23 protein-coding genes and 2 pseudogenes are annotated in these 23,630 nt (G+C 73.1%); 10 read left to right on the forward strand and 15 right to left on the reverse strand.

Annotated elements, in window-relative coordinates:
* Positions 1–77: 77 nt before the first annotated feature.
* Complete coding sequence (locus O7606_RS22875; protein ID WP_281599820.1) at positions 78–869, reverse strand: alpha/beta hydrolase; 792 nt, start codon at positions 867–869, stop codon at positions 78–80.
* A 118-nt stretch (positions 870–987) separates the two neighbouring features.
* Between O7606_RS22875 and O7606_RS27680 the strand changes: the two are divergent.
* The 5 genes and pseudogenes from O7606_RS27680 to O7606_RS22900 all read left to right on the forward strand — a co-directional run.
* A pseudogene (locus tag O7606_RS27680) lies at positions 988–1,347 on the forward strand (helix-turn-helix domain-containing protein); the annotation flags it as partial.
* A 374-nt stretch (positions 1,348–1,721) separates the two neighbouring features.
* Positions 1,722–2,426 (forward strand): hypothetical protein, encoded by a 705-nt coding sequence (locus tag O7606_RS22885; RefSeq protein WP_281596076.1) that lies wholly within the window; start codon positions 1,722–1,724, stop codon positions 2,424–2,426.
* 83 nt (positions 2,427–2,509) lie between these two features.
* Positions 2,510–2,824, forward strand: coding sequence for a DUF2516 family protein (locus O7606_RS22890; RefSeq protein ID WP_281596077.1), 315 nt, complete (start codon positions 2,510–2,512; stop codon positions 2,822–2,824).
* Complete coding sequence (locus tag O7606_RS22895) at positions 2,821–3,708, forward strand: alpha/beta hydrolase (RefSeq protein ID WP_281596078.1); 888 nt, start codon at positions 2,821–2,823, stop codon at positions 3,706–3,708. The genes O7606_RS22890 and O7606_RS22895 overlap by 4 nt, the downstream gene beginning before the upstream one ends.
* 25 nt (positions 3,709–3,733) lie before the next feature.
* Entirely contained in the window at positions 3,734–3,976 is a 243-nt protein-coding gene (locus O7606_RS22900; RefSeq protein ID WP_281596079.1) for a hypothetical protein, read from the forward strand.
* A 13-nt stretch (positions 3,977–3,989) separates the two neighbouring features.
* Here O7606_RS22900 and O7606_RS22905 read toward each other — a convergent pair whose 3' ends face one another.
* The 5 genes and pseudogenes from O7606_RS22905 to O7606_RS22925 all read right to left on the reverse strand — a co-directional run.
* Positions 3,990–5,009 (reverse strand): WYL domain-containing protein, encoded by a 1,020-nt coding sequence (locus O7606_RS22905; protein WP_281596080.1) that lies wholly within the window; start codon positions 5,007–5,009, stop codon positions 3,990–3,992.
* Positions 5,010–5,027: 18 nt separating this feature from the next.
* Positions 5,028–5,687 carry a response regulator transcription factor gene (locus O7606_RS22910; protein WP_348651120.1) on the reverse strand — a complete coding sequence of 220 codons (660 nt, stop codon included), beginning with the start codon at positions 5,685–5,687 and terminating at the stop codon, positions 5,028–5,030.
* A complete protein-coding gene (locus tag O7606_RS22915; protein WP_281596081.1) occupies positions 5,684–7,363 on the reverse strand; it encodes a sensor histidine kinase in 1,680 nt (559 codons plus the stop codon). The genes O7606_RS22910 and O7606_RS22915 overlap by 4 nt, the downstream gene beginning before the upstream one ends.
* Before the next feature lie 7 nt (positions 7,364–7,370).
* Positions 7,371–8,105 carry an ABC transporter permease gene (locus tag O7606_RS22920; protein WP_281596082.1) on the reverse strand — a complete coding sequence of 245 codons (735 nt, stop codon included), beginning with the start codon at positions 8,103–8,105 and terminating at the stop codon, positions 7,371–7,373.
* Positions 8,106–8,176: 71 nt separating this feature from the next.
* Positions 8,177–8,833, reverse strand: a pseudogene (locus O7606_RS22925) (ABC transporter ATP-binding protein); the annotation flags it as partial.
* A gap of 474 nt (positions 8,834–9,307) precedes the next feature.
* Between O7606_RS22925 and O7606_RS22930 the strand changes: the two are divergent.
* Together O7606_RS22930 and O7606_RS22935 are read left to right on the forward strand one after the other, a co-directional pair.
* Positions 9,308–10,105 carry an EI24 domain-containing protein gene (locus tag O7606_RS22930; protein WP_281596083.1) on the forward strand — a complete coding sequence of 266 codons (798 nt, stop codon included), beginning with the start codon at positions 9,308–9,310 and terminating at the stop codon, positions 10,103–10,105.
* On the forward strand, positions 10,102–10,614 hold the full coding sequence (locus tag O7606_RS22935) for an O-acetyl-ADP-ribose deacetylase (protein ID WP_281596084.1): 513 nt from the start codon (positions 10,102–10,104) through the stop codon (positions 10,612–10,614). The genes O7606_RS22930 and O7606_RS22935 overlap by 4 nt, the downstream gene beginning before the upstream one ends.
* 133 nt (positions 10,615–10,747) lie before the next feature.
* Here O7606_RS22935 and O7606_RS22940 read toward each other — a convergent pair whose 3' ends face one another.
* From O7606_RS22940 to O7606_RS22970, 7 genes are all read right to left on the reverse strand, one after another.
* Positions 10,748–11,839, reverse strand: coding sequence for a hypothetical protein (locus O7606_RS22940; protein ID WP_281596085.1), 1,092 nt, complete (start codon positions 11,837–11,839; stop codon positions 10,748–10,750).
* A 261-nt stretch (positions 11,840–12,100) separates the two neighbouring features.
* Positions 12,101–13,108, reverse strand: coding sequence for a LacI family DNA-binding transcriptional regulator (locus O7606_RS22945; protein ID WP_281596086.1), 1,008 nt, complete (start codon positions 13,106–13,108; stop codon positions 12,101–12,103).
* A gap of 19 nt (positions 13,109–13,127) precedes the next feature.
* On the reverse strand, positions 13,128–14,507 hold the full coding sequence (locus tag O7606_RS22950) for a GH1 family beta-glucosidase (RefSeq protein WP_281596087.1): 1,380 nt from the start codon (positions 14,505–14,507) through the stop codon (positions 13,128–13,130).
* Positions 14,504–15,337: a carbohydrate ABC transporter permease gene (locus tag O7606_RS22955; RefSeq protein ID WP_281596088.1), complete on the reverse strand. Its 834-nt coding sequence runs from the start codon at positions 15,335–15,337 to the stop codon at positions 14,504–14,506. Before O7606_RS22955 ends, O7606_RS22950 begins: the two co-directional genes overlap by 4 nt.
* Positions 15,334–16,230 (reverse strand): sugar ABC transporter permease, encoded by an 897-nt coding sequence (locus O7606_RS22960; protein ID WP_281599822.1) that lies wholly within the window; start codon positions 16,228–16,230, stop codon positions 15,334–15,336. Before O7606_RS22960 ends, O7606_RS22955 begins: the two co-directional genes overlap by 4 nt.
* Positions 16,231–16,337: 107 nt before the next feature.
* A complete protein-coding gene (locus O7606_RS22965) occupies positions 16,338–17,645 on the reverse strand; it encodes an extracellular solute-binding protein (protein WP_281596089.1) in 1,308 nt (435 codons plus the stop codon).
* A 189-nt stretch (positions 17,646–17,834) separates the two neighbouring features.
* Positions 17,835–18,602 carry a maleylpyruvate isomerase family mycothiol-dependent enzyme gene (locus O7606_RS22970; RefSeq protein ID WP_281596090.1) on the reverse strand — a complete coding sequence of 256 codons (768 nt, stop codon included), beginning with the start codon at positions 18,600–18,602 and terminating at the stop codon, positions 17,835–17,837.
* Between the two features lie 70 nt (positions 18,603–18,672).
* On the opposite strand from O7606_RS22970, the gene O7606_RS22975 reads away from it, so the two are divergent.
* A complete protein-coding gene (locus O7606_RS22975) occupies positions 18,673–19,761 on the forward strand; it encodes a UDP-N-acetylmuramate dehydrogenase (protein WP_281596092.1) in 1,089 nt (362 codons plus the stop codon).
* Positions 19,762–19,811: 50 nt separating this feature from the next.
* On the opposite strand, the gene O7606_RS22980 is transcribed toward O7606_RS22975, so the two are convergent.
* The gene (locus tag O7606_RS22980) at positions 19,812–20,591 is read right to left on the reverse strand and encodes a class I SAM-dependent methyltransferase (RefSeq protein ID WP_281596093.1); all 780 of its coding nucleotides are present in this window, start codon (positions 20,589–20,591) and stop codon (positions 19,812–19,814) included.
* A complete protein-coding gene (locus O7606_RS22985) occupies positions 20,591–21,355 on the reverse strand; it encodes an SDR family NAD(P)-dependent oxidoreductase (RefSeq protein ID WP_281596094.1) in 765 nt (254 codons plus the stop codon). Before O7606_RS22985 ends, O7606_RS22980 begins: the two co-directional genes overlap by 1 nt.
* Before the next feature lie 218 nt (positions 21,356–21,573).
* Here O7606_RS22985 and mshA point away from each other — a divergent pair, with 218 nt between their 5' ends.
* Together mshA and O7606_RS22995 are read left to right on the forward strand one after the other, a co-directional pair.
* Positions 21,574–22,932, forward strand: a complete 1,359-nt coding sequence (gene mshA / locus O7606_RS22990; RefSeq protein ID WP_281596095.1) for a D-inositol-3-phosphate glycosyltransferase — start codon at positions 21,574–21,576, stop codon at positions 22,930–22,932.
* Positions 22,933–23,048: 116 nt separating this feature from the next.
* Entirely contained in the window at positions 23,049–23,606 is a 558-nt protein-coding gene (locus tag O7606_RS22995; protein ID WP_281596096.1) for a YbjN domain-containing protein, read from the forward strand.
* Positions 23,607–23,630: the final 24 nt, after the last annotated feature.

Raw genomic sequence — 23,630 nt, forward strand, 5'->3', positions numbered from 1 at the left:
TCGGCCGGACCCGTTCCGGTCAGAGCGGGTCGGCCGGACCCGTTCCGGTCAGAGCGGGTCGGCCGGACCCGTTCCGGTCAGCGGAGGAAGTCGAGCAGGGCGGCGTTGACGGGGTCGGGGCGCTCCACGGGCAGCAGGTGGGCGGCGTCGGGCACGTCGGGCAGGCGGACCGCCCCGGGGGCGGTCGCCGCGATCAGGTCGGCGAGGCGGCTGATGTCCGGCAGGTCCAGGGCGCCGGCCGTGACCAGCACCGGCATCCGCAGCTCGGCGAGCCGGCCGGCGGCGGGCGGATCCAGCACGGCCACGTCGACGGCGCTGAGCGCCGCCTCGGTGGCGAGCGCCCGCTCGTCCCACTCCTGGGCCGAGCGCAGCAGCTCCGGGTCGACGTCCTCCGGCCGGCGGCGCGGGCCGACCACCCAGAACCGCACCTCGGCGGCGGCGCTGGCCCGGTGGTCCGCCGGGTCGACGTCGCCGACCAGGGACTCCCAGATGTCGTTGGTCTCGTCCGACCACTCGTGACCGGTGACGGCGGCGCCGAGCAGCGCCAGCGCGTCGACCCGCTCCGGGTACGCGAGGGCCGTGTCGATCGCCACCGCTCCACCGAACGAGCAGCCGACCAGGGCCGCCCGCGCGATTCCGAGCGCGTCGAGCAGCCCGACCACGTCCACGTGGTGGGCGAACGGGGTCGGCGGCAGCTCGGACTCGCCGTACCCGCGCAGGTCGAGGGCGACCACCCGGTGCCGGGCGGCGAGGGCGGCGGTCTGGGCCCGCCACATCCGCCGGTCGGCGATCCCGGCGTGCAGCAGGACGACAGGCGTGCCGTCGCCGGTGTCGTCGTAACCGAGTCGGGCGCCGTTCACTTCGATCATGGCCACCCGGGGAAGTTACCGGACGGCCGACCCGGCCGGGCGACGGCGGGCTGAGACGTCGCTAACTCTGGTTAGCATTCTGCTTGCAGGAGCTAGCAGAGCGGGTTAGCGTCGGGCCATGGCGACCCCGAAGGACCTGCCCCGCGACGTCGGCGGCTTCATCCGTGACCTGCGGCGCAACGCGAAGATCTCGCTCCGGCAACTGGCCGAGCAGGCCGGGGTCAGCAACCCGTACCTGAGCCAGATCGAACGCGGTCTCCGCAAGCCCAGCGCCGAGGTGCTCCAGCAGCTCGCCAGCGCGCTGCGGGTCTCCACCCCGGCGATGTACCTGCGGGCCGGGCTGCTCGACGACCGCGACGGGCCGGGGGTGCTGGCGGCGATCGCCGCCGACCCGGACCTGACCATGGCCCAGAAACAGTCACTCAGCCAGATCTACGAGACGTTCCGCCGGGAGAACATCCGGCTCGCCGAGGCCACCGCCACCACCGACCAATCCGCGCCGGGCCAAGCCGCCGCCGACCAGTCGCTGTCGGGCCAAGCCGCCGCCGACCAGCCGCTGTCGGACCGGGCCGCTGCCGCCCGATCGGCCGGAGGCGGAATCGGCGGGGACGGGACGGCGGGCGGCGGGCTGACCGGGGCGGCGGCCACGGTCAACCCGGTCGCCACCGGTCCGACCACCGCCGCCGGCACGCCTACCGAAGCGGTGCTCGAATCGGTCGCCGTCACCGAGGCGGGCCCCGCTCCCGCGCCGGGCGCCACCACCCGGAGAACCCCCGGCGCCACCACCCGGAACACCCCCAGGAAGAGCCCGAAGAACGCGACCGCCCCGGCGGTCGAGGAGGAGAACCCGTCATGAGCCAGCCGAAGACCAGTCGTATCCCCGCCCCGTTCTACGCCGCCGCCGGCGCCGGTGAGCTGGCCCTCCAGCAGCTCCGCAAGCTGCCCACCGTGGTCACCGAGCTGAGCGGCCGGGTGGTCACCGACCTGGGTGGCCGGGTGGTCACCGACCTCGGTGGCAAGGCCGTGGTGACCGGCTTCGAGCTGCGGCAGAAGGCCACCGAGACGTTCCGGACGGCCAACCTGACCGCCTTGGGCCTGCGCGAGAAGGCCAACGCGGCCGACCTCGACCTGGACCGGGTGCGCGAGCTGGCGACCCGGAACGCCGCCGTCGTGCTGGCCGGCGCGCAGGCCGCCCAGGAGCGGGCGCTAGCCGCGTACGGCGCGCTGGTCGCCCGGGGCGAGCGGGTGGTCGGGACCGGCGTGCTGGAGGTCGCGGAGACCGTGAACGCCGACATCGAGACGACCGAGGGGACCGCCGGCGCTGACGCCCCGACCCCCACCACCGCCCCGGCGACCACCGCCCCGGTGGCTGACGCCCCGGGGGCCCCCACCCCCGCGGACGTCGCCGAGGTGGTCGAGGCCAAGCCGGCCGCCGCCAAGCGGACCCGGGCCACCAAGGCGACCACCACCAAGGCCGCCACCAACAAGGCGGCCACGGGTACGTCGTCGCCGAAGATGCCGAAGGCCACCAAGCGGACCCGTCCCACCGCCGAGTGACGAGCACGCCGAAGGACCTGTCGTGACGGCCCCGGAAGCGTCGTGTCGGACGTTTCCGGGGCCGCCGACATAAGCTTGCCGACATGGCCAACGCCGCGCCGATCTTCTTCCTCGATGTCCGCTACGTGATCGAGCTGATCCTGCTCGTCTTCGCGCTGATCGTGCAGGGTGTCGCGCTGGTGCACGCGATCACGCAGCGCGCGGACGCGTTCCCCGCGATCGGCACCCTGCCCAAGGGCGGCTGGATCGCCATCCTGGCGGTCTGCCTCATACTCACCCTGCTCGGCTTCGGCCCGATCAGCCTGTTCGGCCTGGTCGGCATCGCCGCCGGACTCATCTACCTGCTCGACGTACGCGTCGGGTTGCGTGACCTCTCCGACGGCAAGGGTTTCTGGTGAGGGATTTCCGCTGGCCACCGCCGCCCGACGGCGGGCCACGGACGTGGGGTCCCGGCCCGGGCGCGCCGCGCACCGGCCGCCCGGCTCTGCCCGAGCCGGAGACCGAGCTGGTCACCACCCCGCACGGGGTCCGGCTGGAGCGGCTGGTCACCGGGGCGGGCGAGCCGACGACGCTGTTCGCGCACGGGCTCGCCCACGGCATCGCCACCACCCGACCGTTCGGCAGCGCCGTCGCCGGCCGCAAGGTCTTCTTCCAGTTCCGGGGGCACGGGCGCTCCGACACGCCCCCCGGGCCGTGGAGCTACCTGGAGCTGGCCCGTGACCTGCGGGCCGTCGCCGACCTGAGTGGCGCGACCCGGGCGCTCGGGGCCAGCCTCGGCGCGGGAGCGCTGTGCCGGCTGCTGGTGGAGAGCCCGGACCGGTTCGACCGGCTGGTCTTCTTCCTGCCGGCGGTGCTCGACAGACCCCGCGACACCTCCGCCCGACCCTGGCTGACCGACCTGCTCGCGGCGGTGGAGAGCGGGGACGCGTCGGCGGTCGCCGACGTGGTCTCGTCCGAGCTGCCCCCGGCCGTGCGGAACACCCCGACCGGGTGGGCGTACCTGCGGCAACGACTGGACCATCTGCTCCGCGACGGGCTCGCCCCCGGCCTGGCCGGGCTGCTGGACGCGACCCCGCTGCGGGACGCCGCGGCGCTCGCCACGGTCACCGCGCCCGCCCTGGTGATCGGCTGCGCCGGCGACGACCGCCATCCGGCCGAGGTCGCCGAGGCGCTGGCCGCCGCGTTGCCCCGGGCCACCCTGCACGTGTACGACCGACCGGGCGTGCTGTGGACCGAGCGCGCCGACCTGCGGGACCGGATCTCCACCTTCCTCAACGGGTAGCCCCCGCGCACGGGCGTCACCCACCATGGCCGTACCCCACCGACCCCACCTGCTGGATCCGACCCTGCGTGAGTGGGAGTGCACGGTGTTGTACGCCGACCCGGAGCAGGGCATCGTGCTCGACCGGTCGGCCTTCTACCCGCTGGACGTGCAGGCCGACGGCGGCACCCACGTGGCGTCCACCGCGCGGATCGGCAGGATCCAGGTGGTGAAGGTGGAGAGCAAGGGCCGGGCCAACCGTCGGGTCCGGGTACGCCTGACGGACTGACCCGCCCCCAGGGTCAGCCGGTGGGGCGAGCGGGGTCGGCCGGTCGGGCGTCCGGTCGCGGATCGGCACGGTAGAGGGCGTGCAGCCGGTGGGCGGCGTCGACCAGCATGGCCCGCAGACCGGGCGGGTCGAGCACCTCCACCTCCGGCCCCAACGACAGCACCAGCTCGTACGCCACCTCGACCGACTCGACGGGCAGCCGGGTCACCACCCACCCCTGCCCGTCCGGCTCGCCGGCGTCGGCGACCGCCTCCTGGTACGCGTACGGGGTGTGCGCGAGGTGCCGCAGCGCCCGCAACCCGGCCGGGGTGAGCCGGACGGTGATCCGCTCGCCGAGCATCTGCCGGAGGAACGCCTCGGCCTGCTCCGCCCAGTACCCGCCCAGGTCGAAAGCCTCGTCCCGGTCGAACGGCTCCCCGGTCACGGTCACGTCCACCACCCGGTCCACCCGGTACGTCCGGTACCCGCCGTCGACCCGGCCGACGAGATACCAGGTGCCGCTCTTGAGTACCAGCCCGTACGGTTGCGCCGCGCGGCTGACCTCGCGTTCCCCGCGCCGGTAGCGCAACCGGACCGTCTGGTCCCGCCACACCGCGCCGGCCAGCTCGGCCAGTCGGGGCGGCGGGGCGCTCTCCCGGAACCAGCCGGGCACGTCCAGGTGGAACCGTTGACCGGTGCGGGCCGGGGCGTCCCGCAGGGTCGGCGGCAGCGCGGCGAGGACCTTCAACTCGGCCGTGGCGACCGCGTCGGCCAGCCCCATGTCGCCGGCCGGACCGGGCAGCCCGGCCAGGAACAGCGCCTCGGCCTCCTGCCTGGTCAACCCGGTCAGCCGGGTCCGGTACCCGCCGAGCAGCCGGTACCCACCGGCCCGGCCCCGGTCGGCGTACACCGGAACCCCGGCGGCGGAGAGCGCGAGCACGTCCCGGTACACCGTCCGTTCGGAGACCTCCAGCTCCCGGGCCAGCTCGGCGGCGGTCATCGTCTCCCGGTGCTGGAGGAGCAGAAGCAGGGAGATCAGTCGGGCCGCGCGCACCCGACCATCCTGCCCGGCTCACCGCCCACCGGGCGTGAGCAGCCCCCGGTCGTACGCGGTGGCGACGGCCGCGGCCCGGTCGTTGACGCCCAGCTTGGCGTACAGGTGCAGCAGGTGGGTCTTGACGGTGGCCTCGCTGACGAACAGCTTGGCGGCGATCTCCTTGTTGGACAGGCCACGGGCGACCTGGGTGAGCACCTCCAGCTCGCGCTGGCTGGGCGGCTCCTGCCCCGGGCTCCGGACCCGACCCATCAGCCGGGCCGCCACGGTGGGGGAGAGCACCGACTCGCCGCGTGCCGCCGCGCGTACGGCCCGGGTCAGCTCCTCGCGGGGCGAGTCCTTGAGCAGGTAGCCGGTCGCCCCCGCCCGGATCGCGGGCAGCACGTCCGCGTCCGTGTCGTACGTGGTCAACACCAGCACCCGGACGCCGGGGCTGCCGGCGGTGAGCCGACGGGTGGCGGTGACTCCGTCGAGACCCGGCATGCGCAGGTCCATCAGCACCACGTCCGGCCGGGTGGCTGCCGCCACGGCCAGCGCCTCCGCGCCGTCGGCGGCCGAACCGACCACGGTGAACCCCGGGTCGCCGTCGAAGATGCCGCGCAGCCCGTCCCGCACCACCGGATGGTCGTCGACGATCAGCAGCCGGATCAGGGCGACCGGCTCGTCCGCGTCGCTCACTGGACATCGCCATCCCTGCTGGCCGCGCCCGGGCAGGGTGGCGCCGTGACGCGCGACGCCGGGACCGACCGGAGGGGCGACGCCGGGACCGACGTGACGTGCGGCGCGACGTGTGGCCTCGGGGTGGGCGTGCCGCCTTGCGTGGGGATCGGCGTGACGTGTGGCGTCGGGGTGGGCGTGACGTGCGGCGTGGGGATCGGCGTGACAGGGGGCGCGATGTGCGGCGTCGGGGCGGGCGTGACAGGAGGCGCGGGGACGGCGGCCGAGATGGCGGTGCCGCCGCCCGGCTCCGACTCGATCGTGAGACGTCCGCCGACACCGGTGACCCGCTGCCGCATCGCAGCCAGCCCGTAACCGCCTTCCAGCGCGCTGACCGACGCCCGGTCAGGCAGCGCGGCTCGGCCTGGCGGTACGGCCTGGTCGGTCGATTCTGCTTGGTCGGTCGTTGTGGCGTGGCCCGTCGTTGTGGCGTGGCCGGTCGACGTGGCTTGGTCGGCTCGTGTCGCCGGGACGGCCGACGCGGTCGGGTCGAAGCCCACCCCGTCGTCGCGGACGTCCAGGATCACCTCGTCCGGCAGGTACGACAGGGTCAGCCCGACCCGGGTCGCGCCCGCGTGTTTCGCGGCGTTGGTCAGCGCCTCCTGAGCGGCCCGGAGCAGGGCCACCTCGGCTTCGGGGTGCAGCGGACGAGGCGTACCGGTCGTGCGCGCCTCACCCGGGACACCGTTACGAGCCGACCAGCTCGCGGTCAGCTCGGTAAGCGCGTCGGGCAGCCGGGTCGTCTCCAGCCGTTCCGGGCGGATGGCGCGCACCGAACGGCGGGCCTCGGCCAGACTCTCCCGACCCAGGTCGATCGCGGTGCGCACGTGTCGACGCCAGTCCGGCGTCCGGTCCCGGGCCTGCTCGGCGGCCTCCAGTTGGGTGATGATCCCGGCCAGCCCCTGGGCCAGGGTGTCGTGGATCTCCCTGGCCATTCGTTGCCGCTCGTCGAGCACGCCGGCCTCGCGGGCGCGGACCAGCAGTTGGGTGTGCAGCTCCTCGTTCTCCCGCATCGTCTCGGCCAGCCGCCGGTTCGTCTCGGCGAGTCGGGTGTTCGCCGCCGCCAACTCTCCGTTGGTGGTGGCGAGCACGGCGACGAGCCGTTTGCGGCTGGCGTTCTGATCCCCGGTGATCATGCCGAACCAGCTCACCGCGCCGGCCGCGCCCACGTTGAACAGCACCAGCACCGACCAGAGCAGCCAGTGCTGGGGCGAAGCCGGCAGGCCGGCGCTCTGCGCGGTGGCGACCAGCGTGGCGGTAGCGGCGACCCCGGCGAACCGCCACCGGCCCGGCAGCACCAGGAACGCGTGCACGAAACCGATCCAGGTGAAGAACCCGAACCAGGGGCTGATCAGCACCAGCGCCGCGCCGAAGCCGAGCAGACCGAGGTAGTAACCGGCCATCAGGAGGCGGCGGTGCGCCCAGTCGGGGTGCAGGGTGACGAACCAGGCCACCCAGACCCCGGCCGCCGCGGCCAGGGCCAGCACCACCGGAACCGGGGGCGCGTGGTCCATCGGCGCGGCGAGCGCCAGCACCGTCCCGGCGGTCAGGCCGACGTACGGCAGCAGGCGGTACAGGCCCGCCTCCCGGTCCTCCCAGGCGGTGAGCCGGTCGACCCGTTCGGCGGTGCTGCTCATCGGTTTCTCACTCCCAGCGGAACGACGTCGCCGCCACCGTACCCGCGAGCAGGGCCACCAGGGCCATGGTGAGCAGGTGCGCGGGTCGGGGCGGGGCGCCGTGCCAGGCGTCGAAGAGCGCCTGCACCCCCGGTGGGCTGAACGCGCCGACCCGGTTGACCACGTCGGGCAGGAGGAAGCGGGGGAGGTAGGCCCCGCCGAGGAACATGGTCAACAGGAACAGCACGCCGGCCGTGCCACCGGCCACCCGTTGGTTCGGGGCGACCGCCGCGACCAGCAGCCCCAACGCGAACAGCGCCGCCGCGCCGAGCAGGTAGGCCGTGGCGAAGCCGAGCAGGTGACCCGGCAGCGGCACGCCGAACGCGACCCGGCCGACCGCGATCAACAGCGTCGCGGCGAGCCCCGACACGGTCAGGTGCAGCAGCAGTTGCGCGGCGAGCAGGGCGGCCGGACGGGCCGGGGTGACCGCCAACCGGCGCAGCACCCCGCGTTCCCGGTAACCGGCCAGCACGTTCGCCAGACTGGTCAGCCCGGCCGTGGCGAGCGTCATCACCAGCAGTGACGGGGCGAAGTAGCCGATCAGGCTGTGCCCGTCGAAGAGATCGTCCGGCCGGCGCAGGGCCGGCACCGCGCCGAGCCCGGCGAGGATCAGCGCCGGAAGCCCCACCGCCATGAACGCCGTCACCGGCTCGCGCAGGAACAGCCGGATCTCCACCCGCAACATCTGACGCAGACCGGTCACGACGACTCCCGCGCTGGGGTGGCGCGTTCGGTGAGCGCCAGGAAGGCATCCTCCAGGTCGACGCCGTCGTACCGGCGGATCAGGGCGGCCGGGGTGTCCAGCGCGACCACCCGGCCTGCGTCGACGACGGCGACCCGGTCACAGAGGCGTTCCGCCTCGGCCATCAGGTGGGTGACCAACAGGACGGTGACGCCCCGGGCGCGGAGCCGTTCGACCACCGCCCAGACCTCACGGCGGGCGTGCGGATCGAGCCCGGTGGACAACTCGTCGAGGATGGCGACCTCGGGATCACCGACGAGGGCCAACGCGATCGACAGCCGTTGCTTCTGCCCGCCGGAGAGTTTGCGGTACGTCACGTCGCGGTGGGCTCCGAGGCCCAACTCGGCCAGCAGCTCTGCCTGGTCGACCGGGAACCGGTAGAACGAGGCGTACAGGTCGAGCGCCTCACGGACCCGGATCCGATCGGGGAGTTGACTCTCCTGGAGTTGCACGCCGACCCGATGGCGGAGCCGGGCCGCGTCCCTGCGGGGGTCGAGCCCGAGGACCGACACCCCGCCCCCGTCGGGGACACGGAGCCCGGCCACGCACTCCACGGTGGTGGTCTTGCCGGCGCCGTTCGTCCCGAGGACACCGAAGACCTCCCCCGCCGTCACGGTGAAGGAGACGTCGTGCACGGCCACCCGTGAGCCGTACCGCTTGTGCAGGTTGGTCACCTCGATGACCGGCATGACCGCCGCCCTTCGCCGCGCCGTCGTCGTACCCGTCAATGGTCGGCGGAGACGACCCGGCGGCGAATCGACCAGCCGGCGCTGATCTTCACGGGTCCCGGTGGACGAGGGAAATCCACCAACCGGTGGATGCGGCGGAGGCGTGGCGCTGCGGGCCCGGAGGTGACGGCGCTGGCGACGGGACAGGGAGGTGTCGATCGGGTCCTGCCGGCCGGTTTCGTGCGTGCCCCGTATCTGGGGCAGCTCGACAGGGCGCGCTCACCTCACACTTCAGCCGGAGGGCGGAGGGCGGAGGGCGGAGGGCGGAGGGCGGAGGGCGGAGGGCGGAGGGCCGCGGGGGGACGGCGTCCCTCGCGGGGGGCCGCGGGCAGCGTCGCCCCGGATCGGCTGGCCGGATCGACGCCGCGCGGGCAGCGTCGCCCCGCCCGGATCGGCCGGCCTGACCGGCGACCCGAGGCACTAGGCTTCCGGTTCGTGAACGCACCCAGGGTCACCGCCCCGGCGGCCAGCGCCGTCGGCCGGTTCTTTTCCGGCGTCGGGCTGCTGCTGCGCGGCCTCAACCTGTACGCCCGCAGCCCCCGGCTGATGCTGCTCGGCGTCGTGCCGGCGCTGATCTCCGGCGCGATCTACCTGACCGCCCTCGGCACGCTGGTCTACTTCATCGACGACGTGGCGGCCTGGGTCACCCTGTTCGCCGACGACTGGTCGACGACCGCGCGTAACCTGCTCCGGGTGACCGCCGGGTTGGCCCTGCTGGGCGTCGGCGGTCTGCTCGGCGTGCTCACCTTCACCGCCGTCACCCTGGTCATCGGCGACCCCTTCTACGAGAAGATCTCCGAGCAGGTCGAGCAGCGGTACGGCGGCACGCCCGGCCAGGTGGAGGTGCCGTTCTGGCCGTCGCTGCGGCGCAGCGTCGCCGACTCGCTGCGGCTGATCGGGATTTCCGTGCTGGTCGGCATCCCACTCTTCGCGGCCGGTTTCGTCCCGGTGGTCGGGCAGACCGTCGTACCGGTGATCGGGGCGACGGTCGGCGGCTGGTTCCTCGCCCTGGAGCTGGTCGGCGCGCCGTTCTACCGCCGTGGCCTGCGGCTGCCCGACCGGCGGCGGATGTTGAAGGCCGACCGGCCCACCGCGCTCGGCTTCGGCGTGGCGGTCTTCCTGTGCTTCCTGATCCCGCTCGGCGCGGTGTTGATCATGCCCGCCGCGGTGGCCGGCGCGGCGCTGCTCACCCGCCGCGTCTTCGACCAGCCCATCCAGGAGGTACGTCGATGAAGGTCGATCTCGTTCAGGGTGACATCACCGCGCAGCGGGTCGACGTGATCGTCAACGCCGCGAACTCGTCCCTGCTCGGCGGCGGTGGGGTGGACGGCGCGATCCACCGCCGGGGCGGCCCGGCGATTCTCGCCGAGTGCCGGGAGCTGCGTGCCTCCCGGTACGGTCGCGGCCTGCCGACCGGCCAGGCCGTCGCCACCACCGCCGGTGAGCTGCCCGCCCGCTGGGTGATCCACACGGTCGGCCCGGTCTGGTCGGCGGCGGAGGACCGCTCCGGGCTGCTGCGCGACTGCTACGCCAACAGCCTGCGGGTCGCCGACGAGCTGGGCGCGGTCACGGTGGCGTTCCCGCTGGTCTCCGCCGGGGTGTACGGCTGGCCGGTCGAGGACGCCGTCCGGCAGGCGCTGTCCGTGCTGCGCGCCGCGACCCCGACCACCGTCACCGAGGCCCGCCTGGTCCTGTTCGGCGACGACACCTTCCGTACCGCCACCCACGTCGCCACCCGCTGACCCGCCGACCCGCCTACCCCGGCGGAACGATCGTGCTACTTCGCGGCAGTAGTGGCCTCGGGCGACATCGAGGCCACTACTGCCTGGAAGCAGCACGATCCTGCTCCAGGACGGCGCGGCGCAGGCCGGCGCGTCAGTTCTTGGAGTCGTCGACCGTGACGGTGATCTCGACCAGGTCGTCGTCACCGTCGGGGCTGTCGACGACGTGCATGCCCGCGCCGCGACGCATCAGCGCGACCAACCGGCTGAACACGTCGAACCCGCCGGCGATGTCCCGCCGGCTGCCCAGCATCGGGTTCTCGCGCATCAGGTGCGCCGACTGCGACCAGGAGATCCCGGTGACGCCGTTGGTGAGCGAGCGGAGGCTGTCGCTGTTCTTGGCGAAGCTCGCCATCAGCGCGCCGAAGGTGTGGTGCATGGTGGAGAAGACCAAGCCGGCGGTACGGTTGTTGAGCTTGTCGATTCCCCACAGATTGTTGCGGCCCCCGCCGACCGCCAGGAACGTGGTGGTGTGGTCGGTCTTGTCGTAGACCTGGATCCACAATGCCTCACCGTCGAGCGCGTGCACATCCGACGTGCTCATCAACGAATACCGCATGACGTATTTCGTGTTCTCGCGGATGGCCGCCCGACTGGCCTTGACGAACACGTTGCCCAGCGCGACCGGCCCGGAGACGGGAACGTCCTCCGTCAGCCGCTTCTGCCGGTACTCCACGAGCTCCCGGTCGTTCTCCCACTCTTTGGCCAGGTGGTCGCCCTCGGCCGCGGCGTCGTCGACGGCGAACTGACCGAACCGCGCCACCCGCGGCACCTCGCCGCCGACCGGCGGGAACACCGACAGCAGGGCGCGGAACGGCAGCCAGGTCCGGACGTCGCCGAAGACCCCCCGGAACGGCGAGGGCACCGGCACCGCGTTGCTGACGTGGGTGTACATGTGGAAGTCCTCGCCCACCAGGCAGTCGGTGACGCCGGCCTTGCCCAGGCTGTTCTCCTTCTTGCTGCGGGGCACGGCCTCGTCGACGAGCTTCTCCACCCCCTCGCCGTTGTTGGCGGTCAGTTTGCGAACCGACTCCTCCGGGTCCTTGTAGTCCCACCGGATGACCGGGGCGCCGATCGAGTCGAGGTGGAAAGTGTCGCGGCGGTAACCGCGGATCGCCACTCCGGTGAGCTTGTCGAAGGTGCTCATGGAGAGCCGTACGTAGAACAGGATGTTCGACCGGACCATGTCCCGAATCGTCGGCGGCTTGGGCGGATCTGGCTGCACGGCAGTTTCCTCTCGCATCGGGCGCGGCCCCCACGGCGCGCGCCCAACTGACCCCGACATCATGCGGGAGGCGTGGCGCTTTCGGTACGGCCGGAACAGTCCACAGTGGCGCGTCGACGTGTCGGGTTTCTTGCACACATTTCCCGCTGACGGGTCCGCATTTCGACAGTCCGCGGAAAATGGCAGATCAGCCCGGCAGGGGCATCGACGTCCGACCGGGCCTCAGGCGGAGGCGCGCAGCACCAGCTCGGTGGGGAGGATCAACGCCGGCTCGACGGTCTCGCCGGCCGCCATCCGGAGGAGTTGCCGGGTGCCGGCGCGGCCCAGCTCCAGGATCGGCTGCCGGACGGTGGTCAGCGGCGGCTCGGTGTAGGCGGCGGTCTCGATGTCGTCGAAGCCGATCACCGCCACGTCGTCCGGCACCCGCCGCCCCGCCTCGCGCAGCGTGCGCAGGGCGGCGTGCGCCATCAGGTCGGACGCGGCGAACACCGCGTCCAGGTCGGGGTGGGCGTCGAGGAGCTGCCGCATGGCCGCCGCCCCGGACTCCCGGGTGAAGTCGCCGTACGCGACCAGCTCGGGCAGACCGGCGGCGGCGACGGTGTCCCGGTAGCCGGCCAGGCGGGCCAGGCCGGCGACCATGTCCTGCGGGCCGGCGATGGTGGCGATCCGCCGCCGACCGCCGTCGATCAGGTACCGGACCGCGCGGGTCACCCCGCCCACGTGGTCCACGTCCACGTACGGCACGGGCGAGTCGCCGAGCGCCCGGCCGCTGCACACCACCGGGATGCCCAGCCGGGCGAGCCGGCCGGGCAGCGGGTCGGCGCCGTGCAGCGAGGCGAACAGCACCCCGTCGACGTGCCGACCGCTGGTGTACCGCTCCACCCGCTCCCGCCCGGCCGGCGAGCCGGCGAGCATCAGCACGAGCTGCTTGTCGGCGGCCTCCAGCTCCTGGCTGACGCCCCGGATGATGCCGGGGAACACCTGGTCGTCGGAGAAGACCCGGGTGGCCGCCTCGGGCATGATCAGCGCGATCGAGTCGGTGCGCTGGGTGACCAGGCTGCGGGCGGCCAGGTTCGGCACGTACCCCAGCTCGGCCACCGCCTGGTGGACCGCCTGCCGGATCGGTTCGGCGACCGTGGTGGAGCCGTTGACCACGCGGGACACGGTGGCCCGCGACACCCCGGCCCGCCGGGCCACCGCCTCCAGGGTGGGCCGCTGCGCCGTCGTCATCCCCGTCACCACCACCTCGTCACAGCCCGTTCCGGGAGATCACCTCCTGGTACCACCGGGCGCTGGACTTCGGTGTGCGCCGCTGGGTCAGGTAGTCGACGTGGACGATCCCGAACCGCTTCCGGTAGCCCTCGGCCCACTCGAAGTTGTCCAGGAACGACCATACGAGATACCCGCGAAGGTCCACTCCCCGGCTGATCGCCTCGTGCGCGGCCCGCAGGTGCCCGTCGAGGTAGCCGATCCGGTCGTCGTCGGCCACCAGGCCGTCCTCGGGGCGCACCGGGTCGGGGAACGCCCCGCCGTTCTCGGTGATCATCATGGGCAGGCCGGGGTAGTCGGTGGCGATCCGCTCCAGCAGCCGGGTCAGGCCGGCCGGCTCGATCATCCACCCCATCTCGGTCAGCGGCCCGGTGGGCGGCTGGAACTCCACCGCGCCCTCGGTGCCGGGGAAGGTGCCGCCGCCCCCGGCCGCGTCGGGCCGCCCGGCCACGTAGGTGGGCTGGTAGAAGTTGATCCCGAGCAGGTCGATCGGGGCGGCGATGAGCTTCTCGTCGCCGTCCCGGACGAACGTCGGCTCGACGTGCCGGGCGATGTGGGTGAGCATGTCCTCCGGGTAGCCGGCCCCGGTCAGCGGGTCCAGGAAGATCCGGTTCTGGAGGCCGTCGACGAGCCGCACGGCGGCGGCGTCGGCGGCGCTGTCCGGGTCGGCCGGCCGCACGTCCGCCGGGTTCAGGGTGATGCCGACGGTCTCCGCGCCGGCCGCGCGCAGCGCGCGGGCCGCCAGGCCGTGCCCGAGCAGCAGATGGTGTACGGCGGTGAAGGCCGCCCCCGCGTCGACCACCCCGGGCGCGTGGATGCCGCTGCCGTACCCGAGGTACGCCGAGCACCACGGCTCGTTGAGCGTGGTCCAGGTGCGGACCCGGTCACCGAGTCGCGCGTACACGGCGGTGGCGTAGTCGGCGAGACGTTCGGCGGTGTCCCGGTCGGTCCAGCCGCCCCGGTCCTCCAGGGTCTGCGGCAGATCCCAGTGGTAGAGCGTGACGATCGGGTCGATGCCGTGCTCGACGAGGGCGTCCACCAGCCGGTCGTAGAAGTCCAGGCCGCGCGGCTCGACCGGGCCGGTGCCGTCCGGTTGGATCCGCGGCCAGGCGATCGAGAAGCGGTACGCCTTCAGCCCCAGCTCCGCCATCAGCGCCACGTCGTCGCGGTACCGGTGGTAGTGGTCGCAGGCCACGTCGCCGGTGTGCCCCTGGAAGACCTTTCCCGGCGTACGGCTGAAGGTGTCCCAGATCGACGGGCCGCGACCGCCGTCGCGGGCCGCGCCCTCGATCTGGTAGGCGGCGGTGGCCGCCCCCCAGACGAAGCCCTCCGGAAAACGCAGCTCACTCCTCGCGCTCACGCTTTGACCGCACCTTCCATGATTCCGCCGATGATCTGGCGGCCGAACAGGACGAAGACGAGCAGCAGGGGCAGGGTGGCGATGGCTGTCCCGGTGAACACCTGCGACATGTCCTGGTAGTACCCGTCCGACAGGGCCCGCAACGATAGTTGCACGGTCGGGTTCTCCGGGTCGTTGAGCACCGCGTACGGCCACAGGAAGTCGTTCCAGGTGGTCATGAAGGTGAGCAGGCCCAGCACGGCGGCGGCCGGGCGCAACGCCGGGAGCACCACGTTCCAGTAGACCCGGGCGGTGTTGCAGCCGTCCATCCGCGCGGCCTCGATCAGCTCGGTGCTGACCGCCTGGCCGGCGTACTGCCGCATCATGAACACCCCGAACCCGGTGACCAGGGCGGGGACGATCACCGCCGGCAGCCGGTCGTTCCAGTTGAGCTTCGTCATCAGCATGTACAGCGGGATCACGCCGAGCTGGGTGGGCACCATCATGGTCGCCACGATCACCAGCAGCAGCGCGTTGCGTCCCTTGAAGCGCAGTTTCGCGAACGCGAACCCGGCCAGGGTGGAGAAGAACACCACCGAGACGGTGACCGTGGTCGCCACGATCGCCGAGTTGATCAGCCCGGCCAGGAAGTACGCGTCGGTGTTGCCGAACAGCCGGGCGATGTTCGCGCCGAGGTTGCCGCCCGGGGTGACCGGCGGCGGCACCTGTCCCATCGCGTCGCTGGACCGGCTGGCCACCACGAACATCCAGTAGATCGGGAAGATCGACAGGAATCCGGCGGCGATCAGCGCCGCGTAGGTGAGCCGGCTGGCCCCCCAGAGCCGGGTCATCGGCGCTTCTCCTTCTTCCTGGTCCGCCCGCCGCCGTCACCGGAGAGCCGGCGCAACATCAGCACGTTGATCGCCGCGACGATCGCGATCAGGGCGAAGAGCAGCCAGGCCACCGCCGAGCCGTAGCCGAAGTTGTAGTGCGGGGCGAAGGCGTTCTCGAACATGTACATGGTCATCGTCTGCGACTCGCGCATCGGTCCGCCCCGGATCGGGTTGGTGCCGGAGTGGAACAGCCGGGGCTCGGTGAACAGTTGCAGCCCACCGATGGTGGAGATGATCACCGCGAAGATGATCGTCGGCTTGAGCAGCGGGACGGTGATCGACCAGAACTGCCGGACCCGGCCGGCGCCGTCGATCGCCGCAGACTCGTACAGGTCGCGGGGGATGGCCTGCATCGCGGCCAGGAAGATCAGCGCGTTGTAACCGGTCCACCGCCAGTCGACCATGGTCGAGATGGCCACCCAGGAGGCGAACCGGTTCGACTTCCAGCCGACCGGGTCCATCCCGACCAGGTCGAGCAGCCAGTTGACCATGCCGAAGTCGCGACCGAAGAGCACCCCGAAGACGATCGCCACGGCGGCGGTCGAGGTCACGTTCGGCACCAGCACCGCCATCCGGAACGTGGTCCGGGCCCGTAGCTGCCGGTTGAGCAGGTTCGCCAGCCAGAGCGCGGCGAGCAGTTGCGGGACGGTGGAGATGACGAAGATGCCCAGCGTGTTGACGACCGCGTGCCAGAAGTCCGCGTCGGCCATCAGCTTGGTGTAGTTCTCCGCCCCGACGAAGGCGTGCTCGGCGCCGAGCAGGTCCCAGTCGTGCAGCGACACCCAGAACGTGTACGCCAGCGGGTACAGCCCGAACACCCCGAAGACCAGGAAGAACGGCGCGATGTACAGGTACGGCGACCAGCGCTGGTCGAGCCGGCTGAGCCGTACCCCTCGGGGCGGCGGGGCCGGCGGGGCCGCCGCAGCGGTCCCCGCCGGTTGCCGTTGGACTCCGACGGTCACTTGTCGGCGGCCTTCTTGGCGTTCTCCAGCGCGTCCTGCCAGCCCTGCTCGGGGCTGCGCTGGCCGAGCTCGACGGTGCGGACGGCGTTCTCCACCTCGGTCCGGACGGCCTGGTTCTTCGGGCCCATGTAGACCGGCTTGAGGGTCTTCGCGCCGGAGCCGAAGATCTGCCCCATCGGCGCGTCGGAGAAGTACGGGTTCCTGGCGTCGACGATCGCCGGGTCGTCGAGGGCCTGCGGGGACGACGGCAGCGGACCCTTGGCCTTGAACGCGCCGATCTGACCCTTGGCGCTGGTCAGGAACTTGGCCAGCTCGATCGCCTCGGCCTGGTGCTTGCTCTGCTTCGGCACGGCCAGGTGCGAGCCGCCCCAGTTGCCGCCGTCGCCGGGCACCCGGGCGATGTCCCACTTGCCCTTGGCGGCCGGGCCGGCGTTGCCCTCGATGACGCCGGTCATCCAGGCCGGGCAGGCGATGGTGGCGAACTTGGCCTGCTTGAACGCCGACACCCACTCCTCCGACCACGAGCCGTACTTGCCGGAGAGGCCGGAGTCGACGATGTCCATCGTGGTGTCCCACGCCTGGCGGACCGCCGGGTTGCTGTCCACGACGAGCTTGTCGCTGGTGTCGTAGTAGTGGTAGCCGGGGCCGGCGCCGGCGGTCTGGAGCACGATGGTGTTGAAGATGTTGGTGGCCGCGTCGAGGAACGCCGCGCCGGTCTTCTTCGCGGTGAACTGCTCACCGACCTTGACGTAGTCCGCCCAGGTCGGCCAGAGCTTGGACACCTCGTCGCGATCGGTGGGCAGCCCGGCCTGGGCGAACAGGTCGGTGCGGTAGCACATCGCCATGCCGCCGACGTCGGTGCCGAGGCCGATCAGGTGCTTGCCGTCGGCGGTGAGCCCCTGGTTCCACTTCCACTCCAGGAAGTTGCCCTTCAGCTCGCCGGCGCCGTGGTCGAGCAGGTTGACGAAGTTGCCGGGGTTGGCCTTGTACTCGACCATCAGCCCCTCTTCGATGGCGACCACGTCGCCGGCGCCCTTGCCGGCGGCGAGCCACTGGGTGAGCTTGGGGGAGTACTCGTCCAGGTTGCCGCCGGTGCCCCGCTCGACGATCTTGATGCCGGGGTGGGCGGCCTCGTACTCGCGGTAGAGCTCCTGGTAGCCGAACTGGCCGAAGACGTCGACGGTGAGCGTGACCGGCCCGCCCTCGGCGGGCTCGTCGCCGCCGCCGCAGGCGGTGGTGGGCAGGACGACGGCCGCGACCAGGGCCACCACCGCCGCGAGGCGGCGGCGCGGAATGGACCTCATCGGTATCGGACCCCTCTCGGGTAGGTGTATGCGTGCTGCGGTGTGAACGGGTGGGGACGGAGCGTGGGAGAGCGCTCTCACGCTAGGGTGGTAGCTGCGTCGTCCGGTGTCAAGAGAGCGCTCTCAGCAAGTTGCCGAAAAAGGCGGGGGCCGCCCGGCCCCCGCCCCGACGTGCTCGCCCCGCCCGACTCAGGCGGCCCGCAGACCCTCCAGCAGCGCCCGGTCACCGGTCACCGTCAGCGCGTCGAAGTCCACCCGGCCCCACAACGCCAACAGCAGGTCGCTCGCCGTGCCCACCGCGTGCGCCCGCGCGTGGTGGTCGTCGTGGTCGAGGATGGTGCCGGTGTCCAGCAGCGCCACCCCCTCGCCGCGCAGCCGCAGGAACCACTCCTGCTGCGCGTCGGTCGCCACCAACTGCACCACCCCGCGCCACTGCCCCCGGGTCCGGCGGCGGCCCGCCGGCAGGAACGTGTCCAGCACCTCGCTCACCCCGTCGGCCGCGAGCTTCGCCTCGATCGGCTCACCCGCGGCGATCGCGAGCTGCGCGTCCCACCGGTGGATCGCCGTCTCGTGCGCCACCCGGCGCGGCCAGAAACCGGCCCGCTTCGGCTGCGGCGCCCAGTTCCACGCCGGAGCCTCCGGGTCCAGGCCGTCGAAGAGCAGCAGCAGCCGGTCGTACGCCTCCTGCCAGACCTGGAGCACGGAAGCGCCGGCGGGTACCTCGGCCATGGCCGGGCCGGACCTGGCCGGCGGCGGGGAGGCGTCGCCGGCGCCCGCGCGGCCGTGCACGTACTGGTAGACGCCGGCCATGTGCCGGGCCAGATCGGTGACCGTCCACCCGGGGCAGGACAGGACAGGTGTCTCCGGCGGAGCCTCGGCCACGGCGGCGGCGAACGCCGGACCCTCCGTCCGGAGCGCGCCGATCCAGAAATCCTTGCTGACGTGCAGTCTGCTCATCGCGATCCTCCCGGGGTGACCGTGCCACCTGTGCCATGTCACGGTTCTTCCTCAGCCTAGGGTGAGAAGCGTGCGAGACGTCTACGCCCAGCCGACAGCCGACACCGAGTCCGCCACGCTCTCCCTGGCGAGGTACACCACCCTGCGACTCGGTGGTGCGGCGAACCGGCTCGTGACCGCCGCCAGCGCCGAGGAAATCGTACAGACGGTGCAGGAGACACGACAGCGGGATGAACCCGTCCTCCTGCTGGCGGGGGGCAGCAACGTGGTGATCGGCGACATCGGCTTCGCCGGCACGGTCGTGCTGGTCCGCTCCCGGGGCCTGCGGGTGGTCGCCGAGGACGCCGACACGGTCACCGTCCGGGTCGAGGCCGGCGAGCCCTGGGACGACCTGGTCGCCACCACCGTCGCCAACGGCTGGTCCGGCGTGGAGTGCCTCTCCGGCATCCCCGGCTCCGCCGGCGCCACCCCCATCCAGAACGTCGGCGCGTACGGCCAGGAGGTCGCCGAGACCGTCACCGCCGTCCAGGTGTACGACCGGCACGACGGCGCCGTCGGGCCGATCGCGGCGGCGGACTGCGGGTTCGCGTACCGGTCCAGCATCTTCCGGCACAGCGACCGGTGGGTGGTGCTCTCGGTCGACTTCCGGTTGCGCCGCTCGCCGCTGTCCACCCCGGTCCGGTACGCCGAGCTGGCCCGGGCGCTCGGCGTCGAGGTCGGCGACCGGGTGCCGCTGGCCGAGGCCCGCGACACCGTCCGCGCGCTGCGCGCCGGCAAGGGCATGGTGCTCGACCCGGCCGACCCGGACACCCGCTCGGTCGGCTCGTTCTTCACCAACCCGGTGCTCGACCGGGCCGGCTACGAGCTGCTCCGCGAGCGGGCCGTCGACCTGGGCGAGCCGCCGGCCTGGCCGGGCGCGGGCGACACCGTCAAGATCAGCGCCGCCTGGCTGATCGACAAGGCCGGCTTCGCCAAGGGCCACCCCGGGCCGGACGGGGTCGCCATCTCGTCCAAGCACACCCTGGCGCTGACCAACCGCTCCGGCGTCGCCAGCACCGCCGCGCTGGTCGCCCTGGCCCGGCAGATCCGCGACGGCGTGCACGACCGCTTCGGAGTGACGCTGCACCCCGAGCCCGTCCTCGTCAACTGCGCCATCTGACGCAGGGAAGGGCCCCTTTCTGACGCCTCGTGCACAGGAAGGCGCCTCACTCAGCCGGGGGCGACCACCGACCAGGGGACGGTGAGCTCGCCGAGCCGCCAACGTCGGGGCCGGTCCAGCAGCGGCCAGCCCGCCGCCGCCAGCCCCTCGACCGTACGCAGCCAGCGTTGCCGGGGACCGAACGGCGCGTACCCGGCCGCCGCCCGCCAGCCGTCGTCGAGCGCCCGGATCAACTCGTGCACCCGCTCGCCGGGGACGTTGCGGTGGATCAACGCCTTGGGCAGCCGCTCGGCCAGCGTGGCCGGTGTGTCCAGGGCGTCCAGCTTGGCGGCCAGGGTCAGCGAGCGCGGCCCGTCCGCGTCGACCAGCACCCAGCCGCCGAGCCGGCCCAGCTCGTCGCAGGTCCCCTCGACCAGGACCCCGCCCGGGGCGAGCGCGCCGGTCACCGTCCGCCAGGCGGCGGCCACCTCGCTCTCGTCGTACTGGCGGAGCACGTTGAGCGCGCGGACCAGGACGGGCCGGAGCCCGGCCAGCTCGAAGCCGCCCCGGGCGAAGGTCAGCCCGGGCGGGTCGGCGGCCGGCGCGGCGGCGGCCACCCGTACCGGGTCGATCTCCAGCCCGACCAGCCGCACGTCGGCGCGCACCCCGGCGGCCAGCCGGGCCCGCAGCTCGACGGCGGTGACCGGGGTCGCGCCGTAGCCCAGGTCGACCGCCAGCGGGTCGGCCGCCGCGCGCAACCGGTCCCCGCAGGTGGCGACGATCCAGTTGTCCACCCGCCGCAGCCGGTTCGGGTTGGTCGTCCCCCGGGTGACCACGCCCTGCGGTCGCATCAGCCCACCCGGTGCACCTTGTGCTGGGCGGCCTGGGCCAGCGGGCGGACCACCAACCGGTCCACGTTGACGTGCTGCGGGCGGGTCGCGCACCAGGCGACGCAGTCGGCGACGTCCTCGGCGACCAGCGGTTCCGGCACCCCGGCGTAGACCGCCGCCGCCCGGTCGGCGTCACCGTCGAAGCGGACCAGGCCGAACTCGTCGGTCCGCACCATGCCCGGGTCGATCTCGATCACCCGGACCGGCCGGCCGCACAGCTCCAGACGCAGCGTGCCGGCCAGCGCCGTCTGGGCGTGCTTCGCGGCGGTGTACCCGCCGCCGCCCTCGTAGACGACCTGAGCGGCGGTGGAGCCGACGACCACGATGGTGCCCGCCCCGGAGGACTCCAGCGCCGGCAGCAGCGCCCTGGTCACCCGCAGGGTGCCGAGCACGTTCACGTCGTACATCCACTGCCAGTCGGCCACCGAGCCGGACTCCACCGGGTCGAGGCCCCGGGCCCCACCGGCGTTGTTGACCAGCAGGGTGAGCGGGCCGGGGGCCCGGTCGACGGCGGCGACCAGCCCGGCCACCGACTCGTCCGAGGTGACGTCGCAGGTCACCGCCGTCGCCGCGCCGCCGGCGGCGGTGATCTCGCGGACCAGTTCGGCCAGCCGGTCGGCGCGACGGGCGGCGGCGAGCACGTGGAAGCCCTCGGTGGCGAGCCGGCGGGCGGTGGCCGCGCCGATGCCGCTGGAGGCGCCGGTGACGATGGCGACAGAAGTCATCCGGTCATTGTCGTCCCCGCCGGGCCGCCGCGGCCAGCACGGCCGGCCCGACCTGCGGCAGAGCGCCGCGAACAGGGCCGCAGCCGATGAGGTCCGTCACGCTCGCCGGCCGCGCCGAGGCATTTCCGGGCGCCGATCGGGAAGATGACATCCGGCGTACGGGTTGAGCAGAAGCGCCGGTAGTGCGGACGGCATTCACCGTGATCAGGGGAGCGGACGTGGCGGAGATGCACACCGGTGCCGGTCGTCGGCGGGTCGCCCATCCCCGCCGACCCCGGCGGATAGCCACCATCTCCGTGCACACCTCACCGCTGCACCAACCGGGCACCGGTGACGCCGGCGGCATGAACGTCTACGTCGTCGAGGTCGCCCGGCGGCTGGCCGAGGCCAACGTCGAGGTCGAGATCTTCACCCGGGCCACCTCCGGTGATCTGCCCCCGGTGGTCGAGATGGCGCCCGGGGTGCAGGTCCGGCACGTCACCTCCGGCCCGCTCGGCGGCCTCACCAAGGAGGAGCTGCCCGGCCAGCTCTGCGCGTTCACGGCCGGCGTGCTGCGGGCCGAGGCCGCCCACCCGCCCGGCTGGTACGACCTCATCCACTCCCACTACTGGCTTTCCGGCCAGGTCGGCTGGCTGGCCAAGGAACGCTGGGGGGTGCCGCTGGTGCACACCGCGCACACCCTGGCGAAGGTGAAGAACGCGCAGCTCGCCATCGGTGACCGCCCGGAGCCGAAGGCCCGGCTGATCGGCGAGGAGCAGGTGGTCGCCGAAGCCGACCGGCTGGTCGCCAACACCCGGGTCGAGGCCCGCGACCTGGTCGGCCGGTACGACGCCGACCCCGACCGGGTCACCGTCGTCGAGCCCGGGGTCGACCTGGACCGGTTCCGCCCGCTGCCGGGCGACCCGACCGCCGTCCGGCACGCCGCCCGCCGCCGGCTGGGCCTGCCCAGCACCGGGTACGTCGTCGCCTTCGTCGGCCGGATCCAGCCCCTGAAGGCGCCGGACGTGCTGGTCCGGGCGATCGCCGCGCTGCGCCGCCGGGACCCGGCGCTGGCCGACGAGGTGACCGTGGTGATCGTGGGCGGCCCCAGCGGCAGCGGCCTGGAACGGCCGACCGCCCTGATCGAGCTGGCCGCCTCCCTGGGCGTCGCCGACCGGGTCCGGTTCCTCCCCCCGCAGACCGGCGGCAACCTGCCGGCCCTGTACCGGGCCGCCGACCTGGTGGCGGTGCCGTCGCACAACGAGTCGTTCGGTCTGGTCGCCCTGGAGGCGCAGGCCTGCGGCACGCCGGTGGTGGCGGCGGCCGTCGGTGGCCTGGTGACCGCGGTCCGTGACCAGGTCAGCGGGGTGCTGGTGGACGGGCACGACCCGACCGACTGGGCTGACACGCTGCGTCGGCTGCTGCCGGACCGGCCCCGCCGGGCCGCTCTGGCCCGGGCCGCGGTACGGCACGCCGCCCAGTTCTCCTGGGACCGGACGGTCAGCGGGCTGCTCGCCGTCTACGAGGAGACCATCGCCGACTGCCGGGAACGGCTCACCTGCGAGCTGGCCGGCGGGGGCGCCCTCTCGTACGGCTGAGCCGACCGCGTCGGGCCTTCCCCGGCGGGACCTTCCTCGCGGGCGGCGCCGCGGCGGCTCTTCCGGCGGGGCGGCGTCTCCGGCGGCTCGGGGGGAACGGTCGTAGAGTGGTGGCGGTGAGCGTTACCAGCGACGTCGCCGCCCTGATCGAGTCGTTCTGCGCCGAGCGGGAGCTGGCGTGCGAGCCGACCGGCCCCTCGTCGTACGCGGTCACGTTGCCCGGCACCCACAAGCTCAAGACGATCTGCAACCTCATCGTCGGCGAGCACGCGCTGCGCGTCGAGGCGTTCGTCATGCGTCAGCCCGACGAGCGGCGCGAGGAGCTCTGGGCCTGGCTGCTGCAACGCAACGCCCGGATGTACGCGGTGGCCTTCTCCGTCGACCCGGTCGGCGACGTCTACCTGACCGGTCGGGTCAACCTGGCCGGGGTGGACGCCGACGAGCTGGACCGACTGCTCGGGGCGGTGCTCACGTACGCCGACGAGTCCTTCGACACCATGCTGGAGATCGGCTTCGGCTCGGCGATCCGCCGGGAGTGGGAGTGGCGGGTCAAGCGGGGCGAGTCCACCGCGAACCTCGCCGCGTTCGCCCACCTCTTCACGCCGTCCGGGCAGGTGGCGTCCACGACCGCCGGTGACGGTTCTCCGACGTCCGGCGGTTCGGACCCGGTCTGACGGGTATGCGCACCGCGCGGCGCG

The sequence above is a fragment of the Micromonospora sp. WMMD882 genome, from assembly GCF_027497255.1.
Lineage (GTDB): Bacteria > Actinomycetota > Actinomycetes > Mycobacteriales > Micromonosporaceae > Micromonospora.